We start from the raw sequence: 25,131 nt of genomic DNA, 5'->3' as shown, positions 1-25,131 counted from the left end.
CCGTCACGGGCCCGTCCCCGAAGCTTTGAGCGCCGATTCGCCCGCGTCCATGCGATAAACCAGGGCCAGCTTGATCGTGGCCTGGATCTTCGGGGCGGGCTGGGTGGCCGCCGATTGTTCGATCTGGATCTCTTCCAGTTGCGAGTGCGGCAGCGATCGCAGCAGCTCGGCGACGAAGGCTTTGATCCCGGGGTACTCGCCCTCTGCGTGAAGCACCACGTGCTTGAGCAGCGCACCAGCGGGCCGATTGGCTTCGGACTGGTAGTCGACGGCGGTGAGGGACAGGCGCTTTTCGGCGGCGAGCTTGAGCAAGGCGCGCACATCCCCCAAGTACATCCCGGCCGGCGGCGCGTCGATCCCCGTTGAGAGATCGGCCCCTGGCGAAGTCTGGTTGGCGATCGCGGGAGTTGGTGCCGCGGAGCCCGCGGTAGCGATGCGACCCGCTTGCTTGTGCACCCATGCCGCGCCGCCCAGCATGGCCAGTCCCAGGACCATGGCCACTCCCGCCGCCAGCAAGGGCCAGCGCACGGGGCGGAAGGCGAAGAGGTCGCCGCGGATCACGGCAGCGGCTCCCAAACCAGCGAGATGCGAAAGCGCGCGACGGGCGTGGTGCCGCTTTGCGCCAGTTGCTGGCTGGTGAGCACGGCATCGCGCACGTGCGGCTCCTGCTGCAGGGCCTCCACATACTCCAGCAGGACATCGTTCGAAAGCGCCAGGCCCGTGATGCCGACTTCCGCCCCGCCCGCTTCGTTCTTCGCAGGGGTCAGCGAGGTGATCGTCACCCGGCCCTCGACCTTGCGTGCCGCATGCTCGAGAGCATCGAACAGGCTCGACCAGGACAGGCGCAGCTTGCGCTGCAGCTCCTGTTGCGCGCGCAGCTTCTCGCGGCTGGCCGGATCGTTGGCCCGTTCGCGGGCCGCAGCATCGACCTGCGCCTGCGCACGCTGAGCCAACTCGCGTGACCTCGCCCCCTCCTTGGCGCCGTGCAAGGCGACGAGGCTGCGCTGGAGCATCGATGCCGCGAATGCGGCGAAGAGGATGCTCAACGCGAACAGCAGCCAGGCCGCACGGGTGGGACGCCGTGCGGCCGGGGCGATGTCGAAGGGGTCGCGTGTCAACATGGTGGCTGCGTCACTCGGATACCACCGGCGGCCAATGCACACTGGTGCGGCCCGCGGGCCCGCCAGTCTCCGACTCGAGCCGCGCCACCATGGCATCCAGCTCCTCGTCCGCATCAATCGCAGGCGGCAGCCAGCCTCGCCACGTTGCCACCAGACCGCGAGCCCGGAAGCGCAACAGCTGCACGCAGGGGTGACGGGCGGCGGCACCGTCTTCCGTCCAGACCACGGTGAGGTTGTCCGCGTCGGCGGCAGGTGACATCTGCTTCACCGCGTCGATGGCGGCAAAAACCGCCGGTCGGCAGCTTGCCAGCCGGGCGGCCGCATCCTTGCACGCACGCTCCAGGTCCTCGGCGATGGCGCGTGCCACGCATGACACGAGCACCTGGCGCGGATCCGCCAGGGCACGCCAGCGGATGACCTGGTCGCTCGCAGTGACATGCAGCATTTCGGCAGCCCAGGCATGCACGAGGCTTTCCTGTTTCGCTGCGGGGATGGAGACCAGCCCGCCGTCCTGGTCGATGATCATCATCGCGACCCGGGCGTGGTCGGCACCCAACTGCGCGTGCACGTCCAGCGTGTCACGCGGGTTCTGCGCTCGCGACAGCGCCAGCGCTTCCGACAAGGCGCTGCGCCAATCCCCGCCGTGAACCGGCACCCGAAATTCGTGAGCCCCGCGTGCGAGCACGTGCGAACCGGTGAGAGAAATGGACAGTGGCCGTCGCATGTCATTCGGCGGGGGCCACCCGGTCGATTTCTTCGGTCGTCGTGACGCCGCGTGCGGCCAGCGCTTCGGCCGCCTCGCGCAGAGAGCGGAAGCCGCCCTCGCGCGCATGACGCTTCACCGCGGAGATCGGCGCGTGCTGCACCAGCAGGTCTTTCATGTCGTCGTCGATCGCCAGGGTCTCCGCGATCGCGATGCGGCCCTTGTAGCCGGTGCCACGGCAGGTGGGGCAGCCCACCGCCTTCATTGCGCCGGCACGCGGCTGCGCGCAATCCTGGCACAGCGTGCGCACCAGCCGTTGGGCCATGATGCCGGTGAGCGCCGCCACCAGACTGTAGCTGTCCACGCCCATGTTGGAGAAGCGCCCGATCACGTCGAAGACGTTGTTGGCGTGCACGGTCGTGAACACCTGGTGCCCCGTGAGCGCGGCCTGCACGGCGATCTGCGCGGTCTCGCTGTCGCGGATCTCGCCGACCATGATCTTGTCGGGGTCGTGGCGCAGGATCGAGCGCAATCCCTTGGCGAAGGTCAGGCCTTTCTTCTCGTTCACGGGGATCTGCAGCACGCCGGGCAGCTGGTACTCGATCGGGTCTTCGATCGTGATGATCTTGTCCAGGCCGGTGTTGATCTCGGTGATAGCGGCGTACAGGGTCGTTGTTTTGCCGCTGCCGGTCGGGCCCGTGACCAACAGCAGGCCATAGGGCAGTTTGGAGCCGCGGCGCACGAAGGCTTTCACTTCCTCATCCAGCCGCAGGCTGTCCAGCGTGAGCGACTGGAACTGACCGGTTAGATGCTTGCGATCCAGCACCCGCAGCACCGCGTCTTCGTCGGTCACGTTCGGCATGATGGAGACCCGGAAATCGATCTCGCGCTGGTCCAGCACCACCCGAAAACGTCCGTCCTGCGGGACGCGCCGCTCGGCGATGTCCAAGTCCGCGAGCACCTTGATGCGCGAGATCACCTGCTGCGCGGTCTCCAGGCTTTCTACCCGGCGGATCGGCTGCAGCACGCCGTCCAGGCGATACTTGATCTGCAGCGCCTTGTGCTGCACCTCGAGGTGGATGTCCGAGGCGCCAAGCTTGAGCGCGTCGTACAAGGTGGAGTCCACCAGCCGCACCGTGGGGTTCTGGGCGGACTGGATCGATGCGAGCGACAAGACGAGAATCTGCGAGGGCGCCGAAGCGCTGTCGGCGGGCTCGTCCAGCGCCAGCGAATCCATCGCGCGCAATCCCTCCTCGGCACCCGTAAGAAAGTCGGCAAATGCGTCGCGCGCAACGACAGCGCGAATCAGCCGGGCGGGTGCCGCGCGTTCGAGGAGGGGCTCGAACCACATCTGGGCCTGCAGCCCCAGATCCTCTTCACGAATGAAGTAGAGCGCATTGTCAGATTCGGTGGCGCGTGCCTGGCGCGCGATCACGCCGCCGCGAGCCCGGCACTGCGCCAGACCCGCCAATGCGAAATCAGGCGTCATATTCCCCAGATCGGCCGCGGTGAGCTGCAGTTCGGCCATGCGCGTCAGGAAATGCTGGCCGCCAGATCGAAGATCGGCAGGTACATCAGCAGCACGATGCCGCCGATCAGGATGCCGAACACGATCATCAGCACCGGCTCGATCAGACGCGTGACGATGTCGATGCTGCGTTGCAGGGAGCGCTCGTAGCTGTCGGCGATGCGATCGAGCATCTCCGACAAGGCCCCGCTTTTCTCGGCCACCGTCAGCATGCTGGTGGCCATGGCATCGGCCAGGCCGCAGCCGGAGAGGGCGGCGCTGATCGAGGCGCCTTCGCGGATGCGCGAGAGTGCCCCGCCCAGGCGCTCACGGTCGGCGGGGCCGAGCAGGTCGGCGCCGAGTTCCAAGGAGCGGTGCAAGGGGATGCCGCCGGAGGTGAGGATGGCCGTGGTGCGATACAGCTGCAGGTGCTGGAACTCGCGGGCCACCTTGGCGACGCCCGGAATCCTTTGGGCCCAGCGCCTGCGGGCCTGCGGATTTCTGGCCTGCGAGATGAGGAACAGGGCGAGGGTCACCGCCAGGGCCAGCATCACGGCCGGCACCGCCGGGTGCGCATCGGCGAACTGGCCCCATCCCAGCAGGAGCTTGGACAGCAACGGCAGCTCGCGGCCCTGGCTGTCCAGCAGTTTCGAGAAGCGCGGCACCACGATCCCCAGCAGCAGGAGAACAACCAGCGAGCCCACGGCGAGTAGCAGCATCGGATAGACCGACGCACCGATCACGCGATCGCGGACCGTGCGCAAACTCTCTTGATGCCTGGCATAGCGGAACAGGCCGACCGCCAGGTCACCGGTTTGTTCACTCGCGGCAACCGTGGCGACGAGCAGCTCGGGGAAGGCGCCGCTTTGCTGCAACGCGCCTGACAAGCTCAGGCCATGCGACATGGCCTCAGCCAGCTCCATCAGGATGGCCTGCTTGCTCGTCGCCGATTCCTTTCGGGCCAGCGCCAATACGGAGTCGCGCACCGGCACACCCGCCTGGATGAGCGTGGCCATGTCCTGGGCGAAGGCGAGCACGTCGATGCGCTCGCGCGGTGAATGCACGAAGCGAGTCCACCAGCCGATGCGCCGGCCCGCAGTCTCGAGGCGCGCGCATTCGATGACGACGCCCGCGTCACCGGCCAGCTGCCGCGCTTGTGCCAGCGTGGTCGCTTCGATCTGCCGCGTGGACATGCGGCCCTGACGGTCCAAGACGACAGCCGTGAAGAGAGAACTGTGCGTCTCGTTCATCACGCTCAATTGGGCGCCAGCAGCGAAATGTCCTTCGCCTCGCCATCTCCCCCGGGCTGGCCGTCGGCGCCATAGGAGATCACGTCCGCATCGCGTCCGGTTTGCGAGAGCTTGTAGATGTAGGCGTGGCCCCAGGGGTCGGGCGGCACGGCCTTCTTCAGGTACGGGCCTTGCCAGTTCGCGACGCCCGGTGGCGCGGTGATCAGGGCTGCGAGTCCCTGCTCGTTGGCGGGCAGGCTGCCCACGTCCAGGCGGTATTGCTCCAGCGCCTTCTCGAACGCGTCGAGCTGGGCGCGGGCAATCTTGGTCTTGGACTTCTCCAGGGTGTCGAAGTAGCGCGGTACGACCAGGCCAGCAAGCAGGCCGATGATCACGACGACGACGAGCAGTTCGAGAAGCGTGAAGCCCGCAATGCGCGGCCAACGAGGGATGCCCCGCTTGCGGCGGTAAGAGGCCGGAAAGTTCATCTGTCGTCGCTTGTTGTTCGCCGCTACGCGCATTGCGCGGGTAGCTTCCCCCTGGTATCCATCGCATGCAAGGGCGGCCCCTCGCACAAGGCGCCGAATATACCTGCGCCTTCGCCGCGCCGTAAGCGGACCGTCGTCGTGTGTTCAAAACGCGACATGAGCCATCAGGGTGAGTGCATTTGCTTGCACGCTCGCTAACAATGGCGCCAGCCCAACTGCCTGGGCCGCGCTCACGAACTACAGAAGAAGAGGCAGGGAGGAAAATCCGATGTTCACGCTTTTGCGTGCGTTCTTCACGCACGCGGTCAAGTACGTTCGTCGCGCCATCGGCGCGTCAGCCGAATGCAACGGGTCAATCAAGAGCTTCCGCTTACCGGCCTTAGCGTTCCTGTCACTCGTCCTCGCCGGCCCTGCCTTGGCCGACTTTGCTGCGTCGGCAGTGGATAGCGCCCAGAGACCCGTTCAGCCGCCTTTCTGTGCCAATGCCGATTACGGCCTGCAACCGAATCCGGGGAACCCGGACTTCACCACCACGAAATACTGTGTGCCACTTGCGGCGGCTGGAACGGCCTACGCCTATGACTACGAATTTGGTTGGTCACAGGCATCGGCGGTTTATGGCTGGCCGGGGGTGTCCTTCCCTTGCGGCAATGCCAGCTGCCCAACTGGCAACGCCAAGTTCGGCGTTGGCGTGATCTGGGTTGGCTGCCCGGCCAACGCGTCGATCGTCGCGGGCGACCAGTGCCACTGCAACAGCGGCTATACGGACAACACCCAGACGCACAACTCATGTTCTGCTCTGGTGGTGACCGAAGAAGCCTTGGCTCCCCAGTCCTGCACGACCTGCTTCGGCAACCCGATCTTTCCGCTCACGGGCGTCAAGCGCGAGCCTGTCCACACGGGAGTTGTGATCGGCGGCGTGGAACTCGTGCTGCTGTACGACTCCTCCACCGGGCTGCGCCCGCCGGTGGAGGGCAATGCCACCGCGCTTTCTGAGCCCCCGGCCTTCGGGGCACTGTGGAAGTCGAACTTCCACCAGAAGCTGCAAATCGCGGTCGGTGCCACAAGGGCGCTGCTTTCGCTGGGAAACGGTCAGGTTCTGACCTTCACGGGTGATGGCGCCGGCAACTACTCTGCCTACGGGTACAACAGGGACAAACTGACGACCATCAGCGGCGGCTGGCGGCTTGCCCGAACGGACGGAACGATCGAGACCTTCGACTCCAATGGCAACTTGGCAACTCTGATCAGGCCTGAAGGTGAAGTACTGAGCTTCTCCTACTCTGGTGCCCAGCTTCAGAGCGTTCAAAGCAGTGAAGGCCGCATGCTGCTGTTCACATACACCGGTAACCTGGTCACGTCTATCCGCGGCCCCGATGCGCGCGCCACTGCCGTGGCTTACGACGCGAACGGAAATCTGACTTCGCTGACCTGGCCGGACAGCCGCACCAAGACCTTCCTCTACGAAAACGCCGCACTTCCATGGGCCTTGACCGGGGTGGTCGATGAGAACAACTCGCGGTATTCGAGCTTCACGTACGACAGTTCCGGCCACGTCCTGAGCACGGAACACTCGGGCGGGGTGGACAGGTATTCGGTCAGCTATGGCGCCAGCGCCCCTGTCTGGGTGATCGCCGATACCTTCGACAGTGCGAGCAACACGGTCTATCGCAAACACAGCTGGCAGCCGCCGAGCGGCACCGTGCTGACACGACCGAACGGAGAGTCATCGAGCCTTGACGCGCAAGCGGTCATCGGTGTTCCATCCGTGACCTCGGAGTTGCAAGCAGCCGGCTCCGGCTCGCAGCCTGCGAGCACCAGCACGACTTACGACGGCAGCGGCAACGTCGCGTCCCGCGTTGATGCAACGGGCGTGCGAACCTGCTACATGTACGATTCAAACAACCGGGAAGTGGCGAGATTCGAAGCCGCTACGGTGACATGCGACCAGGCAACAGCTGCCAACTCGCGTCTGATCACCACGAACTGGCATCCGGACTGGAAGCTGCCCACGGTGATCACCGAGCCGCTGAAGAAGACCACGATCGTCTATCACGGCCAGCCCGATCCCTTCAACGGCAACGCTGCGGCCAGCTGCACCAGCGCACCCAATCGCGCCGACGGCAAACCCGTTCCGCTCGTGTGCAAGCAGGTCGAGCAGGCGCTGCTTCCCGTCAGTGGTGGCGCCGGTGCCTCCGTGGATCCCTATTTCGACGAAGTCGTGCTGCTGCTGCACGCAGACGGCACCAACGGATCGACTTCCATCACCGACAGCAGCCCGGTTCGAAACCCGATCACCGTCAACGGCGGCGCTCAGCTCACGACTTCGCAGTTCAAATACGGCACGGCTGCGGCAAGCTTCAACGGCACCAGTGCGTGGCTGCGCGCGCCCCAGTCAGCAAACTTCCAGATATTTGGCGGAGATTTCACGGTCGAATGGTGGGCCAATTTCGCCGGCGTGACATCCACCGGGATCATGGTGCAGTTGGACGCAGGCGCCACGAATCGCGCCGTCGTCGGTCTATCCACGGGCAATCTCGTGCTCTATACGGAGATCGGCGGGAACTACGGTTTCCGAATCTCTGCGCCTGTGTCCTCTGACAATACCTGGCACCACATTGCCTTGACCCGCTCGGGCGGCACGATCACGCTCTGGATGGACGGGACTGCCATCGGCTCGACGACTACTTGGCTGCTGCCTACCGGCAATCTTTACTGTTCGATCGGATCGGACGCGAACGTCGGTGGCCACACATACTTCAAGGGCTACATCGACGACCTGCGCATCACCAAGGGCGTCGCGCGCTACGCAGCGAACTTCACGCCGCCTGCGCAGAGTTTTCCCGACCAGGACGGAAGCATGCGCACCGTGGATACGACGGTACCGGCGCGAGTGAGCACCTATACCTATGACGCGGGCGGCCGTGTTCTGACCGAGACCGATGCCAAAGGTCACTCGACAAGCCGCGCCTACTTCAACGACACCGTCCTCTCGGGCAACTATGACCTGAACTTCGACAAGGTGAAATTGCTGCTGCACGGTAACGGCTCGAACGGATCCACTTCGATGGTGGACAGCAGCCTGCGCAGCCAGACGGTGAGTGTCTTCGGCAACGCGAGTATCAGCAGCGCACAAAGCGCGTTTGGTGGAGCGGCGATGGCATTCGACGGCACCGGCGACTATCTGCAGGTCACCAACAGCTCCGACTTTGCAATCACCTTCGGCGACTTCACATTGGAGGCCTGGATTTACATCACCGGCGATGCACCGGCAAACAGCAGCGGAACCCGTGACATGGGTTTGATGACGGGCAACTTGGCGTCAAGTGGCGTGTCATACAACGCCTGGACGTGGGGCATCGGTGGCACCGCCTCATCCAGCGGCACCTCTATCGGCTTCTCAAGCACTGATACAGGGGGCAATTGGGCCGGAGCCGGGGCGAACTACACGTTTGCCAAGAACACGTGGTACCACATTGCCACGGTGCGCGGCAGTGCGGGAATTCGGCATTACGTCAACGGCGTGCAATTGGCCAACAGCTCCGATTCCATTGGTACGGCGACCCGGACAACGTACGGCACGACGGTTCCAGTCACCGTGGGGCGCACGGGGTACACCGGCAATCTGGGCGAGTTCAACGGCTACATCGACGATTTGCGCGTGAGCAAAGGCATTGCTCGCTATACAGCCAACTTCACGCCACTTGCGGCGCAGCTTCCCGACACTGGCCCGGACATGAACGCGGTGGGTCACACGGTGGGGGACCTGCAGGGCGTGACGAACGCGGCCGGTCAGGTGACGCAGTACACCCTGTACGACCCGGCAGGGCGCGTGCGGCAGATGGTCGATCACAAGGGCATCACCACCGACATCACCTACACGCCGCGTGGCTGGATCAGCACCGTGAGCGTGACTCCTCCCGGCGGTTCGGTTCGCACGACCACCTACACCTACGACGGTGTTGGCCAGATGACGGGGGTGAGCTTGCCCGACGGCACGAGCCTGGCGTACAGCTACGACGCGGCGCACCGCCTGACGGGAGTGACGGACACGCTGGGCAACAGCGTGGCGTACACGCTGGATGCAGCGGGCAACCGCACGGGCGAGGACCTGCGCGATGCGACTGGCGCCTTGCGCCGCTCGATCGCCAGATCGTTCGATGCCTTGAACCGGCTGCAGCAGGTCACGGGCGCTGCCCAATAACGAGGGGGAAAGAACATGATGCAAGCAATAAGGCGCGCCGGCCGACAGCTTCACCGGGCGGCGTGCAGTATCAGGGAACAGGGCAGTACACGGGAGTGGAGTGCGACCGCTCTCAGCCCTCGACCCCAACGGGGTGACAGGCAGTTCCCCGACAGTGCCGTCATTGGCGAGCCGGCGGTGCAATGGCTGAGGCGCTGCGATACGAGCGCCTCGACCGCGGCTTCGGGTCCGGCGCTGTCTTCCTCGAAGGGCTCGTCGCCGTCCGTGGTGCCGTCCAGCACGATCAACACCAGCAGCGCGCAATTCAATTCCCGCGAAGCGCCCGGTGTGGCGTCACTGTGCGTCGCGGATCAGACGCTTCTGGTGCTGGGGCGGTCGGCTAGGTTTGAGTTTTCGCGCGTGTGCCCTGCGATGGCGCGGCTCGGGGTGGTGCTCCACGGCATCGCGTTCTTGGTGGCAATGAGGATCCTGTTTAGGAGGACAGCGTACGCGGTCGGGGTCGCTGCGCTTTTTTCGTTACTGGTGTTGTCGGGCCCCGCTTTTGCTGTAGTGCCGATGGCGCTATACCCGGACGAGGCGGGCGTCACGTATGCGGCGGCGCAGGCGTACAACACCTGTCAGAATTTTCCGAGGCCACCAGGGGCGACGAAGGACTGCCAAGGGCCGTCGCGTTGCGAGGGCGTGTGTACGCTCTACCCCGGCACGGGTCAGGTGGGGGCGCATCAGACGGGCGTTGGCTACAAGTGGACTAACTGGTACGTGCCGGAGCCGGCCTACTCGGGAATCTTGGTGAACTATGCGTACAGCTGCCCTCCGAATTCCTCGGCGTCGGGCTCATCGTGTACCTGCAACACGGGCTACGCAGAGGATTCGACTCACACGACGTGCGTCGCCTCGTCGCCGACCCTATGCACTCCCGCAGTCATTTCAGACTTCAATGCGAGCTGCGTGAGCACGGGCAATTACGTGGCTTCGTTGGAAGCGACCTGCGTGGCCAACGCTGGCGGAAGTCACTATGGGTGCGGCTACTACCCTTGGCCATCTCGGGTGCGCCAAATAGAGAGCGGCTACGCGTGCGAGGTCTACTGGATCCGCTCTCCGTCGGGTGTCGAAAGCCCGGTACCCGAGAGCATTAGCACGTATTCCACGTTGAGCTGCGGCTGTCCGGCGGGCAAGGTGAAGGGCATTGCTGGTGACGACAGGTGCGTCGATCCACCAAAAAACTCGGGGCCAACGTGTCCGTCAACGCCAAATCCGATCAACATCGCGACTGGCAACAAGTGGCTGAGCGAGCAGGACCTGGAGATTGGCGCGCTCAAACTCAGGCGCTACTACAACAGTGATCCGAACAACGTGGACTCCATGTTTGGAGCGCGCTGGTCGGGAGACTACACGCAGCGGCTCACAGTGCAATCGGCGATGGTGGCTGCCCACCGCCCTGAAGGCAAGGCTTACGCCTTCACAGTCTCGGGCTCCACGTTAGTTCCCGATGGCGACGTATCTTTCCGGCTGTATAGGGAAGTCGATGCCAGCGGCAATTTGACTGGCTACAGGCTGGACGCGCCCGATGGCACCATCGAAAAGTATGACGCGACCGGCCATCTACTGTGGATCACCGATGTGCGCGGGCAGAAGGTCTCGCTGGTCTACGACTCGGATAACTTGCTCCTAAGGGTCGTTGACGAGGCGAGCGGCAGGCAGCTGCGTTTCGCCTACGACACTCGCCGGCGGGTGACCACGCTTAGCGACTCCATGGGTCGACAGGTAAGCTACTTGTACGACGGAGATGGGAACCTCACAGCCGTAACCTATCCTGACAACAGGACTCGCACGTACTACTACAACGAATCAACCTACACCGGTGGTGCAAATCTGCCCAACGCGCTGACAGGGGTCGGCGACGAGAATGGCAGCCGATTTGCCACCTACACCTATGACAGCAGTGGGCGCGCCGTAAGCGAGAGTCTCACCGGTGGCGCGGCGAGCTACCAGCTCTCATTCAACGGCAGCAGCACAACCGTCACGGACGGCAACGGCGTGCCGCGCGAGTACGGTTTCCAGACAGTCCTTGGAGTTCCTCACGACACCGGCAGGTCATCGCCCGCCGGTAGCGGCTGTGGCGCAGCATCATCCGCAGCCACTTACGACGCGTCCGGCAACGCGCTCTCGCGCGACGACTTCCAGGGAAGCCGCGTTTGCTATTCGTATGACAACCGGAACCGCGAGACCGTACGCGTCGAGGGCCTGGCCAATACGGTGGACTGCGCCACCGTCACCCCCACCAACGCCACGCTGCCCGCAGGAGCACGCAGGATCGCAACAAGCTGGCACCCGGACTGGAAGCTGCCCACGGCGATCACCGAGCCGCTGAAGAAAACGACGATCGTCTATCACGGTCAGCCCGACCCCTTCAACGGCAATGCCACGACCAACTGCACCAGCGCGCCCAACCGCGCTGACGGCAAGCCGGTCCCGCTCGTGTGCAAGCAGGTCGAACAGGCGTTGCTGGCCAGCGGCTCCGTAGATGCGTCCGTGTCTGCCGCAACAACGACCTACACATACGACACGGCGGGGCGCGCGCTGACGGCCACGGACGCGAGGAGCCACTCCACCGCTTATAGCTATTACCCAGGCACTTCGTTTGCGGGCGCGGGTGACAGCGACTTCGACAAGACCGTGCTGCTTCTGCACGGCAACGGCGCGAACGGATTGACAACAGTCACTGATAGCAGCAGCAGCAAACAAGCGGTCACGATTGCAGGTAATGCGAAGATCAGCACCGCCCAGAGCATGTTCGGCGGAGCGTCCATCGCCTTCGACGGAGCGGGCGACTATCTGACCATCCCCTACAACGCGGATTTCTCGTTCGGCAGCGGCGACTTCACCATCGAGACCTATGTCTTCAAAAACGCCAACAACAGCAACACGAGCAGGATCTGGAATCCAAGCGGCGATTACTACGACGGCGTATACCTCAACATCGACGCGTCGGGCAACTTCGTGGTCGCCGCCTCGACCGCGTGCAGCAGCTGGAATTACGTGTCGGTGGTTGCCAATCTTGCCAATGGCCAGTGGTATCACCTTGCGTTCGTGCGCAGCGGCGGGTCGCTGTTCGCGTTCGTCAATGGAACGAAATATGTGGTGACCACTGCCTTGGGGACGACCGCGCTGTGCGCGGATACGGTGCACGCGCGTGTGATCGGCGGCCAAGGTGGTGTGAACCGGGCATTGAACGGCTACATCGACGAGTTTCGTATCACCAAGGGAGTCGCGCGGTACACGGCGAGCTTCACGCCGCCTGCTGCGGCGTTTCCGGACACAGGCCCGGATATGAACGCGGTAGGCCACAAGGTGGGAGACCTGCAAACCGTCACGAACGCTGCGGGCCAAGTGACGCAGTACACCCAGTACGACCCGGCGGGCCGGGTGCGGCAGACGGTCGATCCGAAGGGCATCACCACCGACATCACCTACACCCCGCGCGGGTGGGTGAGCACCGTGACGGTGACCCCGCCTGGAGGTTCAGCGCGCACCACCAGCTACAGCTACGACGGTGTCGGCCAGATGACGGGGGTGGCGCTTCCCGACGGCACGAGCCTGGCGTACAGCTATGACGCGGCGCACCGCCTGACGGGCGTGACGGACACGCTGGGCAACAGCGTGACGTACACGCTGGATGCGGCGGGCAACCGAACGGGCGAGGACCTGCGCGATGGCACGGGCGCGCTGCGCCGCTCGATCGCGAGATCGTTCGATGCCTTGAACCGGCTGCAGCAAGTCACGGGCGCTGCCCAATAACCGAGGGGTAAAGAAGAATGACTCGAACCATCCAGGGCGCGCTCGTGCGCGCAAGAATCGGCGCACGAGGGGTGCTGCTGGCCGGCTTGGCCCTGCTGGCGTTGAACGCGCTGGGGCAGACCACCAGCAGCACGGTGCTCACCAGCAGCGCCAACCCGGCCGCCTACGGCCAGAGCGTCACCCTCACAGCCACCGTGACGGGCGCCACCCCCACCGGCAACGTCGACTTCCTGGATGGCAGCACGGTACTGGGGAGTAGTAGCGTGAACGCCTCCGGCGTGGCGACCCTGGCGACCAGCACCCTGGCCGTAGGCAGCCACAGTCTCACCGCCAGCTACGCGGGTGATGCCAACAACACTGCCAGCACCTCCGCGGCGCTTGCCCAGACCATCAACAAGGCGGCCAGCACCACCACGGTCGCCAGCAGCGCCAACCCGGCCATCTACTCTCAGAGCGTCACCTTCACCGCCAGCGTCACGGGCGTGGCCCCCAGCGGCAGCGTCACCTTCAAGGACGGGGCCACCACGCTGGGCACCGGCACACTGGCTGGCAGCGGCAACACCCTCACAGCCAGCTTCGTGGCCAGCAGCCTGGCCGTGGGCAGCCACACGATCAGTGCGGTGTACGCGGGCGATGCGAACAACGCCACCAGCACCTCGGCCAACCTCACGCAAACCATCAACAAGGCCAGCCCGGCCATCGCCGTCGTCTCGGGCACCAACCCCTCCACCTACGCCCAGAGCGTCACCTTCACCGCCACCGTCACGGGCGGGGTGAGCCCCACCGGCACGGTGACCTTCAAGGATGGCACCACCAGCCTGGCCACCCAGACCCTGGCCGCAGGCAGCGCCAGCTACAGCAGCGCGGCCCTGGCCACCGGCAGCCACAGCATCACGGCCGTGTACAACGGCGACGCCAACAACAACACCGCCACCTCGGGCGCGCTCACGCAGACCGTGAACAAGGCCGCCGCGGGCAGCGCCTTGAGCACCAGTGTGAACCCCTCCGTCTGGGGCCAGAGCGTCACGCTCACGGCCACGGTGACCGGCGCCAGCCCCAGCGGCACCGTCAGCTTCAAGGACGGCGCCACCACCTTGGCCACCCAGGCCTTGAGTGGCGGCGCAGCGAGTTACACCACGCGGCAGCTCGCGCTGGGCGCGCACAGCCTCACCGCCGTGTACTCGGGCGACGCCAACAACACCGCCAGCACCTCCGGCGCCGTCACGCAAACGGTGAACCAGGCCACAACGACCTTGGCCCTGACCGCCAGCCCGGTGAGCGCCACGGTCGGCGAGAACGTCACCCTCAGCGCCACGCTGGGCGGCAGCTACAGCGCCACGGGCAGCGTCACCTTCAGCGACGCCGGCGCGGCGCTGGGCACGGTGAGCGTCGCGGGCGCCGCCGCCAGCTTCAGCACGGCGGCCCTGGCCCAGGGCAGCCACACCCTCACGGCCACTTACACGGGCGATGCGAACCACAGCGCCTCCAGCTCCTTGGGCGTCACCGTCACGGTGGGCACGCGAGGCGCGATGGTGTGGCAATACGGCTATGACGCGATGGGGCGCATCAACACGCAGGTGGACCCCAACAGCCAGACGAGCTACTTCTACTACGACAGCCTGGGCCGGCGCATCCGCAACCAGCAGCCGGCCAACACGGGATCGAGCAGCCCGACGCTGATCGACTTCGGCTGGGACGGCATGGACACGCTCACCAGCGTGATCGACCCCCGAAGCCTGACCACCACCTACACCGTCACCGGTCTGGGCACCGTGACCAACCTGGCCAGCCCCGACAGCGGCTCAAGCGGCTACACCTACGACGCCAACGGCAACGTGCTCACCCGAACCGATGCTCGCGGCAAGGTGACCAGCTACAGCTACGACAGCCTGGACCGCATCACCGGCATCAGCTACCCCACCGGAGCGGCCACCACCTTCGAGTACGACGGCGGCGCGGCCAAGCCGGCCAACGAAGCCGGCGAGCTCACCAAGATCACCGACGAATCGGGGCAGACCGTCTACACCCATGACGCGATGGGGCGCCTGAGCACCAAGACCGTGACCATCGGAACCAGGACCTTCACCGTGAGCTACGGCTGGGGCGACAGCGGAAGTGCCCTGGACAAGCTCACCTCCATCACCTACCCCAGCGGCAACAGGATCAACTACAGCTACGGCAGCAACGGGGCGGTGAGCGCCATCACGGTGAACGCGGTGAACCCCAGCGGAGTAGGCCAAAGCGGCACGGCCCAGACGCTGCTGACAAGCCTCGCCTACAACGTGGACGGCCGCGCACAGAGCTGGCTGTGGAGCGACGGCAAGCAACGCACGATCGGCTACGACAGCTACGGGCAGGTGGCAAGCTACACGCTGGGCGACCCGAGCGGCAGCGGCACGGCCGCAGGAGTGCTGCGCACGCTCGCGCGCGATGCGGCGGGGCGCATCACCGGCTACACGCACACCAACAACGCCGTGAGCCAAGCCGCGCTGGACCAGGGCTTCGCCTACGACAACCTCGATCGCCTGACCAGCCACACGCTGAGCAGCACCAGCTATGCCTACAGCTACGACGCCACAGGCAACCGCACGAGCAAGATCGTGGGCGGCACCACCTACACGAATACCATCGATCCCGCGAGCAACAAGCTCACGCAGGTGCAGGATGTGACCGGAACCGTGAGCGTCGCCTACGACAGCGCGGGCAAAGTGACGGGCGACGGTGCCAACACCTACGGCTACAGCGACCGCGGGCGCATGACGAGTGCGACCACCCCCAGCGGCAGCGTCAGCTTCACCTACAACGGGCTGGAGCAGCGCGCGAGCAAGACCAGCACCGCCGGAGCGAGCTATTACGTGTACGACGAGCAAGGGCAGCTGCTGGGTGAGTACGACGCCAGCGGCAGCCCGATCTACGAGACGGTGTACCTCGAATCGACTCCCGTGGGCGTGCTCAAGACGACAGGGACAGCCAGCAACAGCACGCTGGCGGTGACGATCTACAACGTCTCATCCGACCAGATCGACACGCCGCGCGTGATCACCCAGCAGGATCACCAGATCGTGTGGAGGTGGGACACCGCCGAGGCCTTCGGCGCAACGGCGCCCGACCAGAACCCCAGCTCCTTGGGAACCTTCGCCTACAACCCGCGCTTCCCGGGGCAGGTGTTTGATGCAGAGACCGGGCTCAACCAGAACTGGAATCGCGAGTACAACGCGCGAACGGGAAGGTACATTGAAAGTGATCCGATTGGACTGGAGGGTGGGATCAATACGTTCAGCTACGTCAGGAACAATCCGACCTGGGCCGTTGACCCGCGAGGTTTGTTCGATCTACGCGACTGGCTTCCAGCAGATGCGCCCTTGTCGAAAATGGGAAATGCCTTTGGAGCGGAGGCGGCATACATCATCGGATCGCTGACCGGCGATAAACATCTGGCTGATGCCGGGATGGAAGGTCTTCAGTGCAGCCGTGCTGACAATATCGATCTTCTCGTATTGATGATGTCAATGGGGCGCGGCGGGCGAAAACTAGGCCCGATCACAGATGCTGCTGGCCCACACACCGTGTGGAAGACCGACAGCATGGGAAGAATCACTCGGCACGAGACATACGTTCCCAACGAAAATCCATTAGATCCGAATGACTGGGTAAAGGCACAAAGCACAGACATTACAGGCGCAGCGCACTTCAATAAGACCACGGGCCAGTATGTGCCAACACCCCATACTCAAGGTCCGAGAATCGAGGGCGGCGTTCGCCCAGCGTATCCCAGTGAACTTCCCCGCAACTAGGAGACTCCGCATGAAAGTACTTCAAGAATTGACGTCCTGGTTTGCGAGCCAATGCGATGGCGATTGGGAGCACACCTACGGAATAAAGATTGCGACTCTGGACAATCCCGGCTGGGAGGTGCGAATTGACCTTACTGACACCAACCTAGCGGGAAAGCGCTTTGATCCCGTTGAGCGCAATGGAGCCGAGGACGATTGGATTCGCTGCCGCTTGGAGGGCGCATCGTTCGCGGCCTATGGCGGGATCTACAACCTCGAAGAAATGGTTCGCGTGTTCTTGCGATGGGCGGAGGAAAGCGAGCAGCCGCAGGAACGCGAGTGACCGCCGTGGAGATCGTGTATGGCTCGTTTGTGCTCCTGCACTTCAGAACTGGAATCGCGAGTACAACGCGAGGCTGGGGAGGTATGCACAAAGCGACCCCATCGGGCTTGAGGGCGGTATCAACACGTTCCTCTATGTTGGCGGGAGCCCCCTGTGGGCTGTTGACCCTGAAGGCCTCGTTGAAGTTTATCGGTCAGGTGGTGTGACCTTCAACGCATATCCCGGTCCTCCCGCAGGTGGCAACGAGCATGCGCGCGCGGGCGCAGGCGAGGCCTATCACATGCACATGCGGGATAGCCAAGGAAGAGAGGCGCGTATGTCTACCGAAACTTGGACGCCGCTGACCGAGGAAGATGATCGAATCTTCCGCAGCAGCAAGCAGATGCAAAAGGCTTGTGAAGACCTGACCCAAGGCCAGAAGAAATTCCTCGACAGGGTGAATCGACAAGTGTTCCACCGCGGTATGCCTACGATCAACCAGCAGCTGAAGATGATGGAGATGCGTAGCGGCGGTAGATTCCGAGCTGGTGGTGGGACCGAGTAGCAGGGCATGAGTCGATCGGAGCAATTTGCTGCGGCGATGGAAGCCTATGACCAGGGCCGCACTTCGGATGCGCTGCGGCTGATGGAAAGCTGCGCGGCTCAAGGTGATCCCATTGCCTGCTATCTCACAGCGCTTTGGTATCACGACGGGGAAGGAGCTGCACCAGACGCGAAGAAGAGTGAACATTGGATGAAGGAGCTGAGGCGTCTTGCGGAAGGCGGTGATGCGGAGGCTCAGTGGGAATTGAGCAGCCACTACCGATGGGGGAATCTGCTTCCTGTCGATCACGCCGAAGCGAACGACTGGCTTGAGCGCGCAGCCGGAAACGGCTGGGGTGACGCGCAGCATCACCTTGCGTGGTATCTCGAAACCGGCCAATACGGCTACGCCGTGGACCGCGAAGCTAGTGAGATGTGGTATCGGCGCGCGTTCCAGCAGGAGCATCCTGAGACGCTCTACACCTTCGCGCTGCGCGAGTTCAAGGACGGCAAGATCACAGAGAAGGCGATTGCCTTGCTGACCAAGGCAGCCGACAAGGGGTTCAAGCAAGCGGCTCACGTGCTGCGTGAGCACAGGCATTGAACTCTCTCGAGAGAAACCCTCTCGCTAACTCCTTAGCCGCTAAGGCTGGAGTTCAAGCGCGGCCGATGCCGCAAGCATCCAACCGTATACGAAGCAACGCAGGTGAGTGCAGGCAAGATAAAAGGACGCGGCACTGCGGCGCGTCGAAAGCCAGTCTGCACGTGGGTTGGGCGCGGCACCGCAGTTTGCCCGCTGCGTGCCGTCGCTGTGCGCAAAGCGTGATGGCATCGAGCTTGCCCGCGTGCCGTCTACGATGCGCTACGCCGGAGTTTGATGGTGTGGCCGTGGACGAAGCGTTGCAGGCGGACGCGCTGACCGCGCGCCGCTGAACGCCAGACGCGCGAGACGCACTGGCACCTTGACCGCTCTCGTCACGCAGCTTGCGAGTCCTGGGCGATCGAGCGGTGCGGGCGTGCTGCAAGCTGCGCGCCGTCGCTACACCCGGGCCGCGTTCGAGCGGAGTTGGTGTGCCGGCGCCGAGAAGTCAAAGCCAGGCGCTTCGCGCAGCATAGGAATGCAGGCTGGTCCGGGCATCGAGCCCGGCCCAACCTGGCAGGCGCCGCGGGGTGAATTGCGCGAAGCGCAATTCAACATAACGGGCGATTGCCATCAAGTGGCGCCAGTCGCGCGCAGAGCGCGCTTGGTGTCGCCACCTCGGCACGCGGCGCGTCGCGCCGCTTCGCCGGCCCTTCGGGTTGATGGCAATCCCCGTTATGTCTTGCGCCCCGCGTCGCCTGCGCGCGCGGTCAGCAGGCTCACGCGGTGTAGCCTGCTCACCGCGCGCTCGAAGGCATTGGTCAGTGCGGTATCGGCTGCGCCGAAACCGCAGGTCACATAGCCAGCGCGCCTGCGGCGCGAGCATCACGAACACAATGCCCGCCCACCCCGGGCCGCGCTCTGCGCAGCGGCTCGCCGTCCTCGCCGCCGCGCTGCGCGCGGCCCTCCCCAAGAGCGCTACGCGCGGCTTCGCCGCGCTCGCGGACAGCCAGCAGCTAAGAGGAAAAGCGATCCCCGGCCAGCGTGCGCGCGTCGGGCAGAATGTGCCTCTAGGAAAAAATTTGCTCACCCAGGGAGAGCCGTCTTCGTCTTAGCCGCCCAACTCGTTGATGCGCCTCAGGAAAAGTCCTGCGGTTACGGTGCGCTCGTGTCGGAGGCAATGCTTCAGAACTGGAATAGAGAATATCAATCCAGGTGGGGCCGGTACGTCGAATCCGATCCGATTGGCCTCGGCGGCGGCGTCAACACGTTCAGCTATGTCAGGGGCAATCCAACCTGGGCCGTCGATCCGCGAGGGTTGTTCGATCTGCGCGACTACCTTCCCAAAGATGCGCCGCTGTCGGCAATGGGAAATGCGTATGGTGCTCTGGGTGCGTACCTCATTGGTTCACTGACTGGGGACAAGAATCTCGCTGAGGCCGGGATGGAAGGTCTTCAGTGCAGCCGCGCCGAAAACATCGAGCTGCTCGGAATGATGATGTCCAGGGGACGCGGGGCCAAGAATGCGTCGAAAGGCGGCCCGCCACGAGATCCCCGAACTGGGAACTATCTGCCCGATCCCCAAGCTGTCGGACCGCACACGACACTGGGTACTCGCCAAGGCAGAAATGGCGACTACACCCAAGGAGCTACCTTCGACAAGGATGGAAACTTCATGGGGCGTACAGACGTCACCAATCACGGGCGCGGAGATCACACGGATCCTCATTGGCATCCTGCCACCGGACCAAATTCAGTTGGTTCCGCTGTACCCCTTCCTTAGGAGTTGCGCATGGATTGGAAAGCAATCACCGAGTCTGAGTTGAACAAAGTCTTGCAGCACGCAAGGGAAGAGCTGGATTCGGACAGCAGGCGAACGTTTGATCAGGTGGCGGTAAAGCCATACCTTGTTGCGTGCCGCCGCCCTCGTGCAGAAAAGACGGAGGGTGTATTTGTTGTGGCTCGCTTAGGAGCCAAGGTGGTCGTCTTCGATGACGTCGAGGACGAATTTGGAGTTGCCTCGATGCAAGACGGCTCTGACGTGCTTGGTGCTTGGAACCTGTTTCCAGAGCTGGCTGCTGCACTGCGCGATCTTGTTGCGTAGCTAGCAGCATTGATCCATCTCTGAAGAGAAGACCAACCCCAACCCGCCCACGGCGGGTTAGCCGCTGAGTGTGGAGCGACGGCAAGCAAGGCACGATCGGCTACGACAGCTACGGGCACGTCTCAAGCTACACGCTGGGCGACCCGAATGGGGCGGGCACGGCCGCAGGGGTGCTCAGAGCGCTCGCGCGCGATGCGGCGGGGCGCATCACCGGCTACACGCACACCAACAACGCCGTGAGCCAAGCCGCGCTGGATCAGGGCTTCGCCTACGACAGCCTGGATCGCCTGACCAGCCACACGCTGAGCAGCACCAGCTATGCTTACAGCTACGATGCCACGGGCAACCGCACGAGCAAGATCGTGGGCGGCACGACCTACACCAATACCGTCGATCCCGCGAGCAACAAGCTCACGCAGGTGCAAGATGTGACCGGAACGGCCAGCGTCGCCTACGACAGCGCGGGCAACGTGACGGGCGACGGTGCCAACACTTACGGCTACAGCGACCGCGGGCGCATGACGAGTGCGACCACGCCCAGCGGCAGCGTCAGCTTCGCCTACAACGGGCTGGAGCAGCGCGCGAGCAAGACCAGCACCGCCGGAGCGAGCTATTACGTGTACGACGAGCAAGGGCAGCTGCTGGGCGAGTACGACGCGACCGGCAGCCCGGTGTACGAGACGATCTACCTGGGCAGCACGCCCGTCGGGGCGATCAAGCAAATCGGCACGGCCCAAAACGGCAACATCGCCGTCGCGATCTACAACGTGTATGCCGACCAGATCGACACGCCGCGCATCATCACCCAGCAGGATCACCAGATCGTGTGGAGGTGGGATACGGCGGAGGCCTTCGGCGCAACGGCGCCCGATCAGAACCCGAACAGCCTTGGAAGCTTCGCGTACAACCCGCGATTCCCAGGACAGGTGTTTGATCAGGAGACCGGGCTCAACCAGAACACGAACCGCGAATACGACGCGAGAACTGGTCGCTACAAACAAAGCGATCCCATCGGACTCGCTGGTGGGATCAACACCTTCGCCTATGTCGACGGCAATCCGCTGAGCCTAGTTGATCCCGAAGGACTCTCCGGACGAGGGGAGAGAGGAGCTACAGGCGGCGTAGGTGGCAAGAACACGGACAACCCATACAAGCACTGCCGTGAGCTGTCGCCGTCCGACCCTCGCTTTGTTGAGTGCAGACACCACCAGTCCGGAAAGTGGATACGCAAGCCGCGGCCGCCGGAGATGCCTTACCCGGGGGACAAGAAGGCTACTTCCTCGACCATTTGTGATCAGAGCTGTAAGGAGACGATCTTCGTGGTCGGAGTCGGTGCTGTGTGTGCAACGGTATGCTTGTTGCAACCTGAGCTTTGCATCCCCGCGATGGCGGCAGGCGCCGCTGCTGCAAGGTGAATCATGATGAAAGATATTCTCGATTTGGACGAGGTTTTCTTCGAGGCGAACCGGCTCATGGAAGCTGGCGACAACCGTCACGCCTTTCAGTTATTCCTACGTGCGGCCAAGCTTGGACATGCACACGCGCAGCACAACGTCGCTCTGATGTATGAGCTCGGGTCAGGGACAAAGAAGGACGTGGATGCCGCCCGAGATTGGTATCTCCGGTCGTGGCGTCGAAATCCCCAACGAGGGACGGCAGAAAACCTGGCTTCCTTGTACGAAGAGCTTGGGAACCGGCGGCGTGCCAACTTCTGGCTTGCTAGAGCCAAGTAAGCCAATGTGACTGCCTGTAGTGCTCCTGGCTGTCAGCGCCCCTGCTGTTGCGCGAGCATCACCTCGATCACTTCCATCACGGCGCGCTGCCTGGGCTCAGATAGCGCGCTGATTCTCTCCAGGTGCTGCGGGGTCTTGGGCGGCTGCCCGCGCTTGCGGGCAGCCGCTGAGGGCTACTCGCCGATCAATTCCTCAATGCTCACGCCCAAGGTGCACCACAAGTAAAGAGACTTTCTCGTCCGGAACCAGTCGCGAATTTTCGGCATCGGCAACTGAGTGCCAGGATGTGAAGTGCGATCTCTCATCAAGTCGTTCGAAAGGAAAGGTTCATCGGTATTCTGACGCTGGGTATCCATCTCGCCAAGAAGGTGTTTGCCTCGCGTGGCCGTCGACGCGGGCGGCAAAGGCTCAACTCCAGAAACGGCCAAGCATCTGGCGGAGCGCCGTGCCATGTGGTACTCCGTCCGTTCTGCCGTGTTTTTGGCCTTGAGATTCGGGGGCGGTTCAGGAGGCCCGATAGACGGGCCGCGGTCGGAAGGAAGATTGGATGTAGGCACCGGCCGTAGTAGGGCAGGGACTTTCAAGATATTTCAACAACTTAGCGTCACAGTACGGGATTCCTACGGACTTGCACTTCTGATTTTGCGGCGAGTTCCATGCCGTGCCCAAAATCCTGAGGCTCATAAGGCGTCTTTAGCGCTTCGGACGTCCAGTCGTCATTCACCAATTCAATCGGGACATTTGCTCCCTGCTTGAAGAACTTGCGAAGCAGCTTGCGTTGCCCATTGCAAATGCTTCTCAGCCGATTGATTTCGTCCTGATAAAAATTCGAGACTCGGTTCACGTAGGTCACCCGCTCGACCATCTGACGCATTTCCTTTCTGATCTCCGCAAGGTATTCGGCAGCCTCTTCTCGGTCCTCGGCAGTGATTTCGCCGCAACACATGGCCGTGTGGCGGTCCGTCAAGCGCTCGCACTCCTCCCGGAGCGTCGCAAGTGAATCCCGCAGTTTGAAGTTCTCCGTCTTGAGCGCCTCGTTCTCGGCAACTGTTTGAGCCAATTCCATATTGGCGGACGTGGGTGGGCTTTTTGCCCGTGCTGGTCGGTGAAGCTCACCATCCTTCGGGCGAGGACCGGCCTTCGGACCTGAGTTCGCGAGCAGCGCAGCGGCTTGTTGCATTTCGGGAAGCCGGGCGATGCGATCCGCTGCGGCCACGTCGATGGAAGCGTTTTCCATGGCTCGCTTGACTTCCGGTAAAGCGTTTCGCTCCACGCGCTTTATCCGGCTCACTGTTGAAGTGCTCACGCCTGCGACTGCGGCAATCTTGGCCGTCGTAAGTAAGTCTGTCTGCGAGACACCCTTACGCGGACGATGAGGCGGAGCGAGTTGGTCGCCCAAAAGGCGAACAATGATTGCCGCGCGCGCAGCGGGCGTCATGCTTCGCCTGGTGTGCTTTGCCACCGCAAAAGCTACTGCCTCGTCCCAAGTGCCGTGGAATGTGGTCGTCGGAATATCCATTCCCAACTCGCGGGCTGCACGCACGCGCTGCCATCCGTCCAGCACCTGGCCCTCATAAAGAACCGGAGCGTCGATGATCCCCTGGTCTTCAATTCGATTCTTAAGCTCCCGGAACTCCTCCGCCGTGCAGTCACCAAAGGCTTCCGAGATCCGATGACGTGTGAATTCGCTCACGACTTAACTCCTCTTATCAGTTCCGATTGACTCCTCCACTGATGCGGCTCGCCACTGCTTGCGCTTACCCGCGCGGCCTTCTGCAGGCGCCAGACTGCCTGCCCTTGGGAGGCGGCCCTCGCCAGAGGTCGCAAGCTGCTCGATCAAGGCAGCCATCCCATGAACCCCCGGCGGTTGCGCCGCCGGACCTTCACCTGGCCCCCACATCCCCAGATGGCGTCCGACGAGTTCCAGGGCTCGGAGTTGGTCCTTGATCAGCACTTCCGCCCCCCACCGGGTGACCCGCACACCATCGAAGAGAGCTGCTGCACCCGCGGAGAGCGTTGTGGTATCCGAGAACGCGGGAACCGGCTTGCCGGCGCCAAAGCATTCGCGACACGCCGGGTTCGGTGTGGGTGCCGGCGTAGCGCCCGAATAGCAGAAATCGCACGCGTGAATGTGCACCGTGACAAGCTCGCGCACGTCGGCCGTAGCGATCCGCCATAGGCGCACGAGGACATCGTCCGCAGTAATTCGAAGCCGCTGCGCGCGATCGTGCTGAAGCCGACGGATCAGGATCACGACCCGCCTTCTGCGCAGCAAGCGGCTTGCCTGCACCGCCGCGCTTTGCCGGGTGATGCCGGGTCGCACCTTCAGCATCGCTTCGGTGCCATTGAGCGTGGTGAGGTATTCAGCCGCGAATTCGGCCTCGTGCGCAGTCACCGTTTCGTCATTTGCCAGCATGGTTTGCTCCCGGACGTTGCCGCCTATACGTCAAGCGCCCACCTTGGATCGGAAGGCCGAGGTCGTTTTCGGTGAAGAACTTCTCGAGATACTCTTCGCGATCGAGGTCCTTGGAAAAGTACCAAGCCAGCCGCTGTGCTGACTCACTTGGGTTGTCTACGCGCCGGATGTGAACGGTGCCGCCAGGGCTCACCGAACTCCAGCGGGCCGCAATCACGCGAACATAGTTCGCGGCAGCAAGCGGATGCACCCAGACCAAGGTATGTGCGTGCGGGTGATGCGAATTGGGGCCGCGCTCAAAGACCCCCCTGATCCCAATGAGCTCTGAGGTTGGGCGACCTCGAAAGGTGCTGCCTTTGAAGATCCGCTGAAAGACGTGGAACATGGTCCGCTCGTACCGGCTTCGACATTCACGCGTGGAGATGACTAGGTGAGAATTGAAGGTGGTCCAAAACAGTGGCCGAGAGTCGATGGAAAGCATGTCGGCCACGTGTGAGGCGACGAACTGTTGATGAGGCTTGAATCGAAGCACGGTTGAATCCTTAGGGCAAAGCGTCGCCAAAAGGCCTTCCTGTCGGCCCAGTCCAAGGGCATGTCAACGGCAGCATCC

Annotated in this window: 19 protein-coding genes and 1 pseudogene; 11 read left to right on the top strand and 9 right to left on the bottom strand. The window is 63.4% G+C overall.

Annotated elements, in window-relative coordinates:
• Nucleotides 1-3: 3 nt before the first annotated feature.
• The 6 genes from AC3EF3_RS10550 to gspG form a co-directional block, all read right to left on the bottom strand.
• Entirely contained in the window at nt 4-561 is a 558-nt protein-coding gene (locus AC3EF3_RS10550; protein WP_488532110.1) for a hypothetical protein, read from the bottom strand.
• Nucleotides 558-1,121, bottom strand: a complete 564-nt coding sequence (locus AC3EF3_RS10545; protein WP_488532109.1) for a PilN domain-containing protein — start codon at nt 1,119-1,121, stop codon at nt 558-560. Before AC3EF3_RS10545 ends, AC3EF3_RS10550 begins: the two co-directional genes overlap by 4 nt.
• A gap of 10 nt (nt 1,122-1,131) precedes the next feature.
• Nucleotides 1,132-1,743 (bottom strand): hypothetical protein, encoded by a 612-nt coding sequence (locus AC3EF3_RS10540; protein WP_488532108.1) that lies wholly within the window; start codon nt 1,741-1,743, stop codon nt 1,132-1,134.
• Nucleotides 1,744-1,846: 103 nt separating this feature from the next.
• The gene (locus tag AC3EF3_RS10535) at nt 1,847-3,352 is read right to left on the bottom strand and encodes a GspE/PulE family protein (RefSeq protein ID WP_488532107.1); all 1,506 of its coding nucleotides are present in this window, start codon (nt 3,350-3,352) and stop codon (nt 1,847-1,849) included.
• A 5-nt stretch (nt 3,353-3,357) separates the two neighbouring features.
• Nucleotides 3,358-4,524, bottom strand: a complete 1,167-nt coding sequence (locus AC3EF3_RS10530) for a type II secretion system F family protein (protein WP_488532106.1) — start codon at nt 4,522-4,524, stop codon at nt 3,358-3,360.
• Between the two features lie 62 nt (nt 4,525-4,586).
• Nucleotides 4,587-5,048, bottom strand: coding sequence for a type II secretion system major pseudopilin GspG (gene gspG / locus AC3EF3_RS10525; RefSeq protein ID WP_488532105.1), 462 nt, complete (start codon nt 5,046-5,048; stop codon nt 4,587-4,589).
• 268 nt (nt 5,049-5,316) lie between these two features.
• Here gspG and AC3EF3_RS10520 point away from each other — a divergent pair, with 268 nt between their 5' ends.
• The 11 genes and pseudogenes from AC3EF3_RS10520 to AC3EF3_RS10470 all read left to right on the top strand — a co-directional run bounded on the left by AC3EF3_RS10520 (nt 5,317) and on the right by AC3EF3_RS10470 (nt 22,105).
• Nucleotides 5,317-9,252: a LamG-like jellyroll fold domain-containing protein gene (locus tag AC3EF3_RS10520; RefSeq protein ID WP_488532104.1), complete on the top strand. Its 3,936-nt coding sequence runs from the start codon at nt 5,317-5,319 to the stop codon at nt 9,250-9,252.
• A gap of 948 nt (nt 9,253-10,200) precedes the next feature.
• On the top strand, nt 10,201-13,050 hold the full coding sequence (locus AC3EF3_RS10515) for a LamG-like jellyroll fold domain-containing protein (RefSeq protein ID WP_488532103.1): 2,850 nt from the start codon (nt 10,201-10,203) through the stop codon (nt 13,048-13,050).
• Nucleotides 13,051-13,067: 17 nt separating this feature from the next.
• Nucleotides 13,068-16,844 (top strand): Ig-like domain repeat protein, encoded by a 3,777-nt coding sequence (locus AC3EF3_RS10510; RefSeq protein WP_488532102.1) that lies wholly within the window; start codon nt 13,068-13,070, stop codon nt 16,842-16,844.
• A 10-nt stretch (nt 16,845-16,854) separates the two neighbouring features.
• Nucleotides 16,855-17,166, top strand: a complete 312-nt coding sequence (locus AC3EF3_RS10505) for an immunity 53 family protein (RefSeq protein ID WP_488532101.1) — start codon at nt 16,855-16,857, stop codon at nt 17,164-17,166.
• Nucleotides 17,081-17,332: pseudogene (locus tag AC3EF3_RS10500) on the top strand (RHS repeat-associated core domain-containing protein); the annotation flags it as partial. The gene AC3EF3_RS10505 and the pseudogene AC3EF3_RS10500, both read left to right, overlap by 86 nt.
• 36 nt (nt 17,333-17,368) lie before the next feature.
• Nucleotides 17,369-17,710: a hypothetical protein gene (locus AC3EF3_RS10495; RefSeq protein ID WP_488533831.1), complete on the top strand. Its 342-nt coding sequence runs from the start codon at nt 17,369-17,371 to the stop codon at nt 17,708-17,710.
• 6 nt (nt 17,711-17,716) lie between these two features.
• Complete coding sequence (locus AC3EF3_RS10490; protein ID WP_488532100.1) at nt 17,717-18,292, top strand: tetratricopeptide repeat protein; 576 nt, start codon at nt 17,717-17,719, stop codon at nt 18,290-18,292.
• Nucleotides 18,293-19,448: 1,156 nt separating this feature from the next.
• Nucleotides 19,449-20,051, top strand: coding sequence for an RHS repeat-associated core domain-containing protein (locus AC3EF3_RS10485; RefSeq protein WP_488532099.1), 603 nt, complete (start codon nt 19,449-19,451; stop codon nt 20,049-20,051).
• 9 nt (nt 20,052-20,060) lie between these two features.
• Nucleotides 20,061-20,372, top strand: a complete 312-nt coding sequence (locus tag AC3EF3_RS10480) for a hypothetical protein (protein ID WP_488532098.1) — start codon at nt 20,061-20,063, stop codon at nt 20,370-20,372.
• Nucleotides 20,373-20,440: 68 nt separating this feature from the next.
• Nucleotides 20,441-21,787: an RHS repeat-associated core domain-containing protein gene (locus tag AC3EF3_RS10475; protein ID WP_488532097.1), complete on the top strand. Its 1,347-nt coding sequence runs from the start codon at nt 20,441-20,443 to the stop codon at nt 21,785-21,787.
• 3 nt (nt 21,788-21,790) lie between these two features.
• Nucleotides 21,791-22,105, top strand: a complete 315-nt coding sequence (locus AC3EF3_RS10470; protein ID WP_488532096.1) for a hypothetical protein — start codon at nt 21,791-21,793, stop codon at nt 22,103-22,105.
• A gap of 604 nt (nt 22,106-22,709) precedes the next feature.
• Here the strand turns inward: AC3EF3_RS10470 and AC3EF3_RS10465 are convergent.
• From AC3EF3_RS10465 to AC3EF3_RS10455, 3 genes are read right to left on the bottom strand one after another with little or no spacing between them, the layout of a single operon-like run.
• Nucleotides 22,710-23,798: a ParB/RepB/Spo0J family partition protein gene (locus AC3EF3_RS10465; RefSeq protein ID WP_488532095.1), complete on the bottom strand. Its 1,089-nt coding sequence runs from the start codon at nt 23,796-23,798 to the stop codon at nt 22,710-22,712.
• A 3-nt stretch (nt 23,799-23,801) separates the two neighbouring features.
• Nucleotides 23,802-24,521 carry a terminase small subunit gene (locus tag AC3EF3_RS10460; RefSeq protein WP_488532094.1) on the bottom strand — a complete coding sequence of 240 codons (720 nt, stop codon included), beginning with the start codon at nt 24,519-24,521 and terminating at the stop codon, nt 23,802-23,804.
• Entirely contained in the window at nt 24,508-25,053 is a 546-nt protein-coding gene (locus AC3EF3_RS10455; RefSeq protein ID WP_488532093.1) for a hypothetical protein, read from the bottom strand. Before AC3EF3_RS10455 ends, AC3EF3_RS10460 begins: the two co-directional genes overlap by 14 nt.
• Nucleotides 25,054-25,131 lie beyond the last annotated feature (78 nt).

The sequence above is a fragment of the Ramlibacter sp. GS1-15 genome (assembly GCF_057785015.1).
This window is presented reverse-complemented; position numbering and strand designations above follow the sequence as displayed.

Bases quoted from the DNA above. Each gene is read 5' to 3' on its own strand.
- AC3EF3_RS10545 (WP_488532109.1), bottom strand. From the start codon at position 1,121: ATGTTGACACGCGACCCCTTCGACATCGCCCCGGCCGCACGGCGTCCC.
- AC3EF3_RS10535 (WP_488532107.1), bottom strand. From the start codon at position 3,352: ATGGCCGAACTGCAGCTCACCGCGGCCGATCTGGGGAATATGACGCCT.
- AC3EF3_RS10530 (WP_488532106.1), bottom strand. From the start codon at position 4,524: ATGTCCACGCGGCAGATCGAAGCGACCACGCTGGCACAAGCGCGGCAG.
- gspG (WP_488532105.1), bottom strand. From the start codon at position 5,048: ATGAACTTTCCGGCCTCTTACCGCCGCAAGCGGGGCATCCCTCGTTGG.
- AC3EF3_RS10520 (WP_488532104.1), top strand. From the start codon at position 5,317: ATGTTCACGCTTTTGCGTGCGTTCTTCACGCACGCGGTCAAGTACGTT.
- AC3EF3_RS10510 (WP_488532102.1), top strand. From the start codon at position 13,068: ATGACTCGAACCATCCAGGGCGCGCTCGTGCGCGCAAGAATCGGCGCA.
- AC3EF3_RS10505 (WP_488532101.1), top strand. From the start codon at position 16,855: ATGAAAGTACTTCAAGAATTGACGTCCTGGTTTGCGAGCCAATGCGAT.
- AC3EF3_RS10490 (WP_488532100.1), top strand. From the start codon at position 17,717: ATGAGTCGATCGGAGCAATTTGCTGCGGCGATGGAAGCCTATGACCAG.
- AC3EF3_RS10485 (WP_488532099.1), top strand. From the start codon at position 19,449: ATGCTTCAGAACTGGAATAGAGAATATCAATCCAGGTGGGGCCGGTAC.
- AC3EF3_RS10480 (WP_488532098.1), top strand. From the start codon at position 20,061: ATGGATTGGAAAGCAATCACCGAGTCTGAGTTGAACAAAGTCTTGCAG.
- AC3EF3_RS10470 (WP_488532096.1), top strand. From the start codon at position 21,791: ATGATGAAAGATATTCTCGATTTGGACGAGGTTTTCTTCGAGGCGAAC.
- AC3EF3_RS10460 (WP_488532094.1), bottom strand. From the start codon at position 24,521: ATGCTGGCAAATGACGAAACGGTGACTGCGCACGAGGCCGAATTCGCG.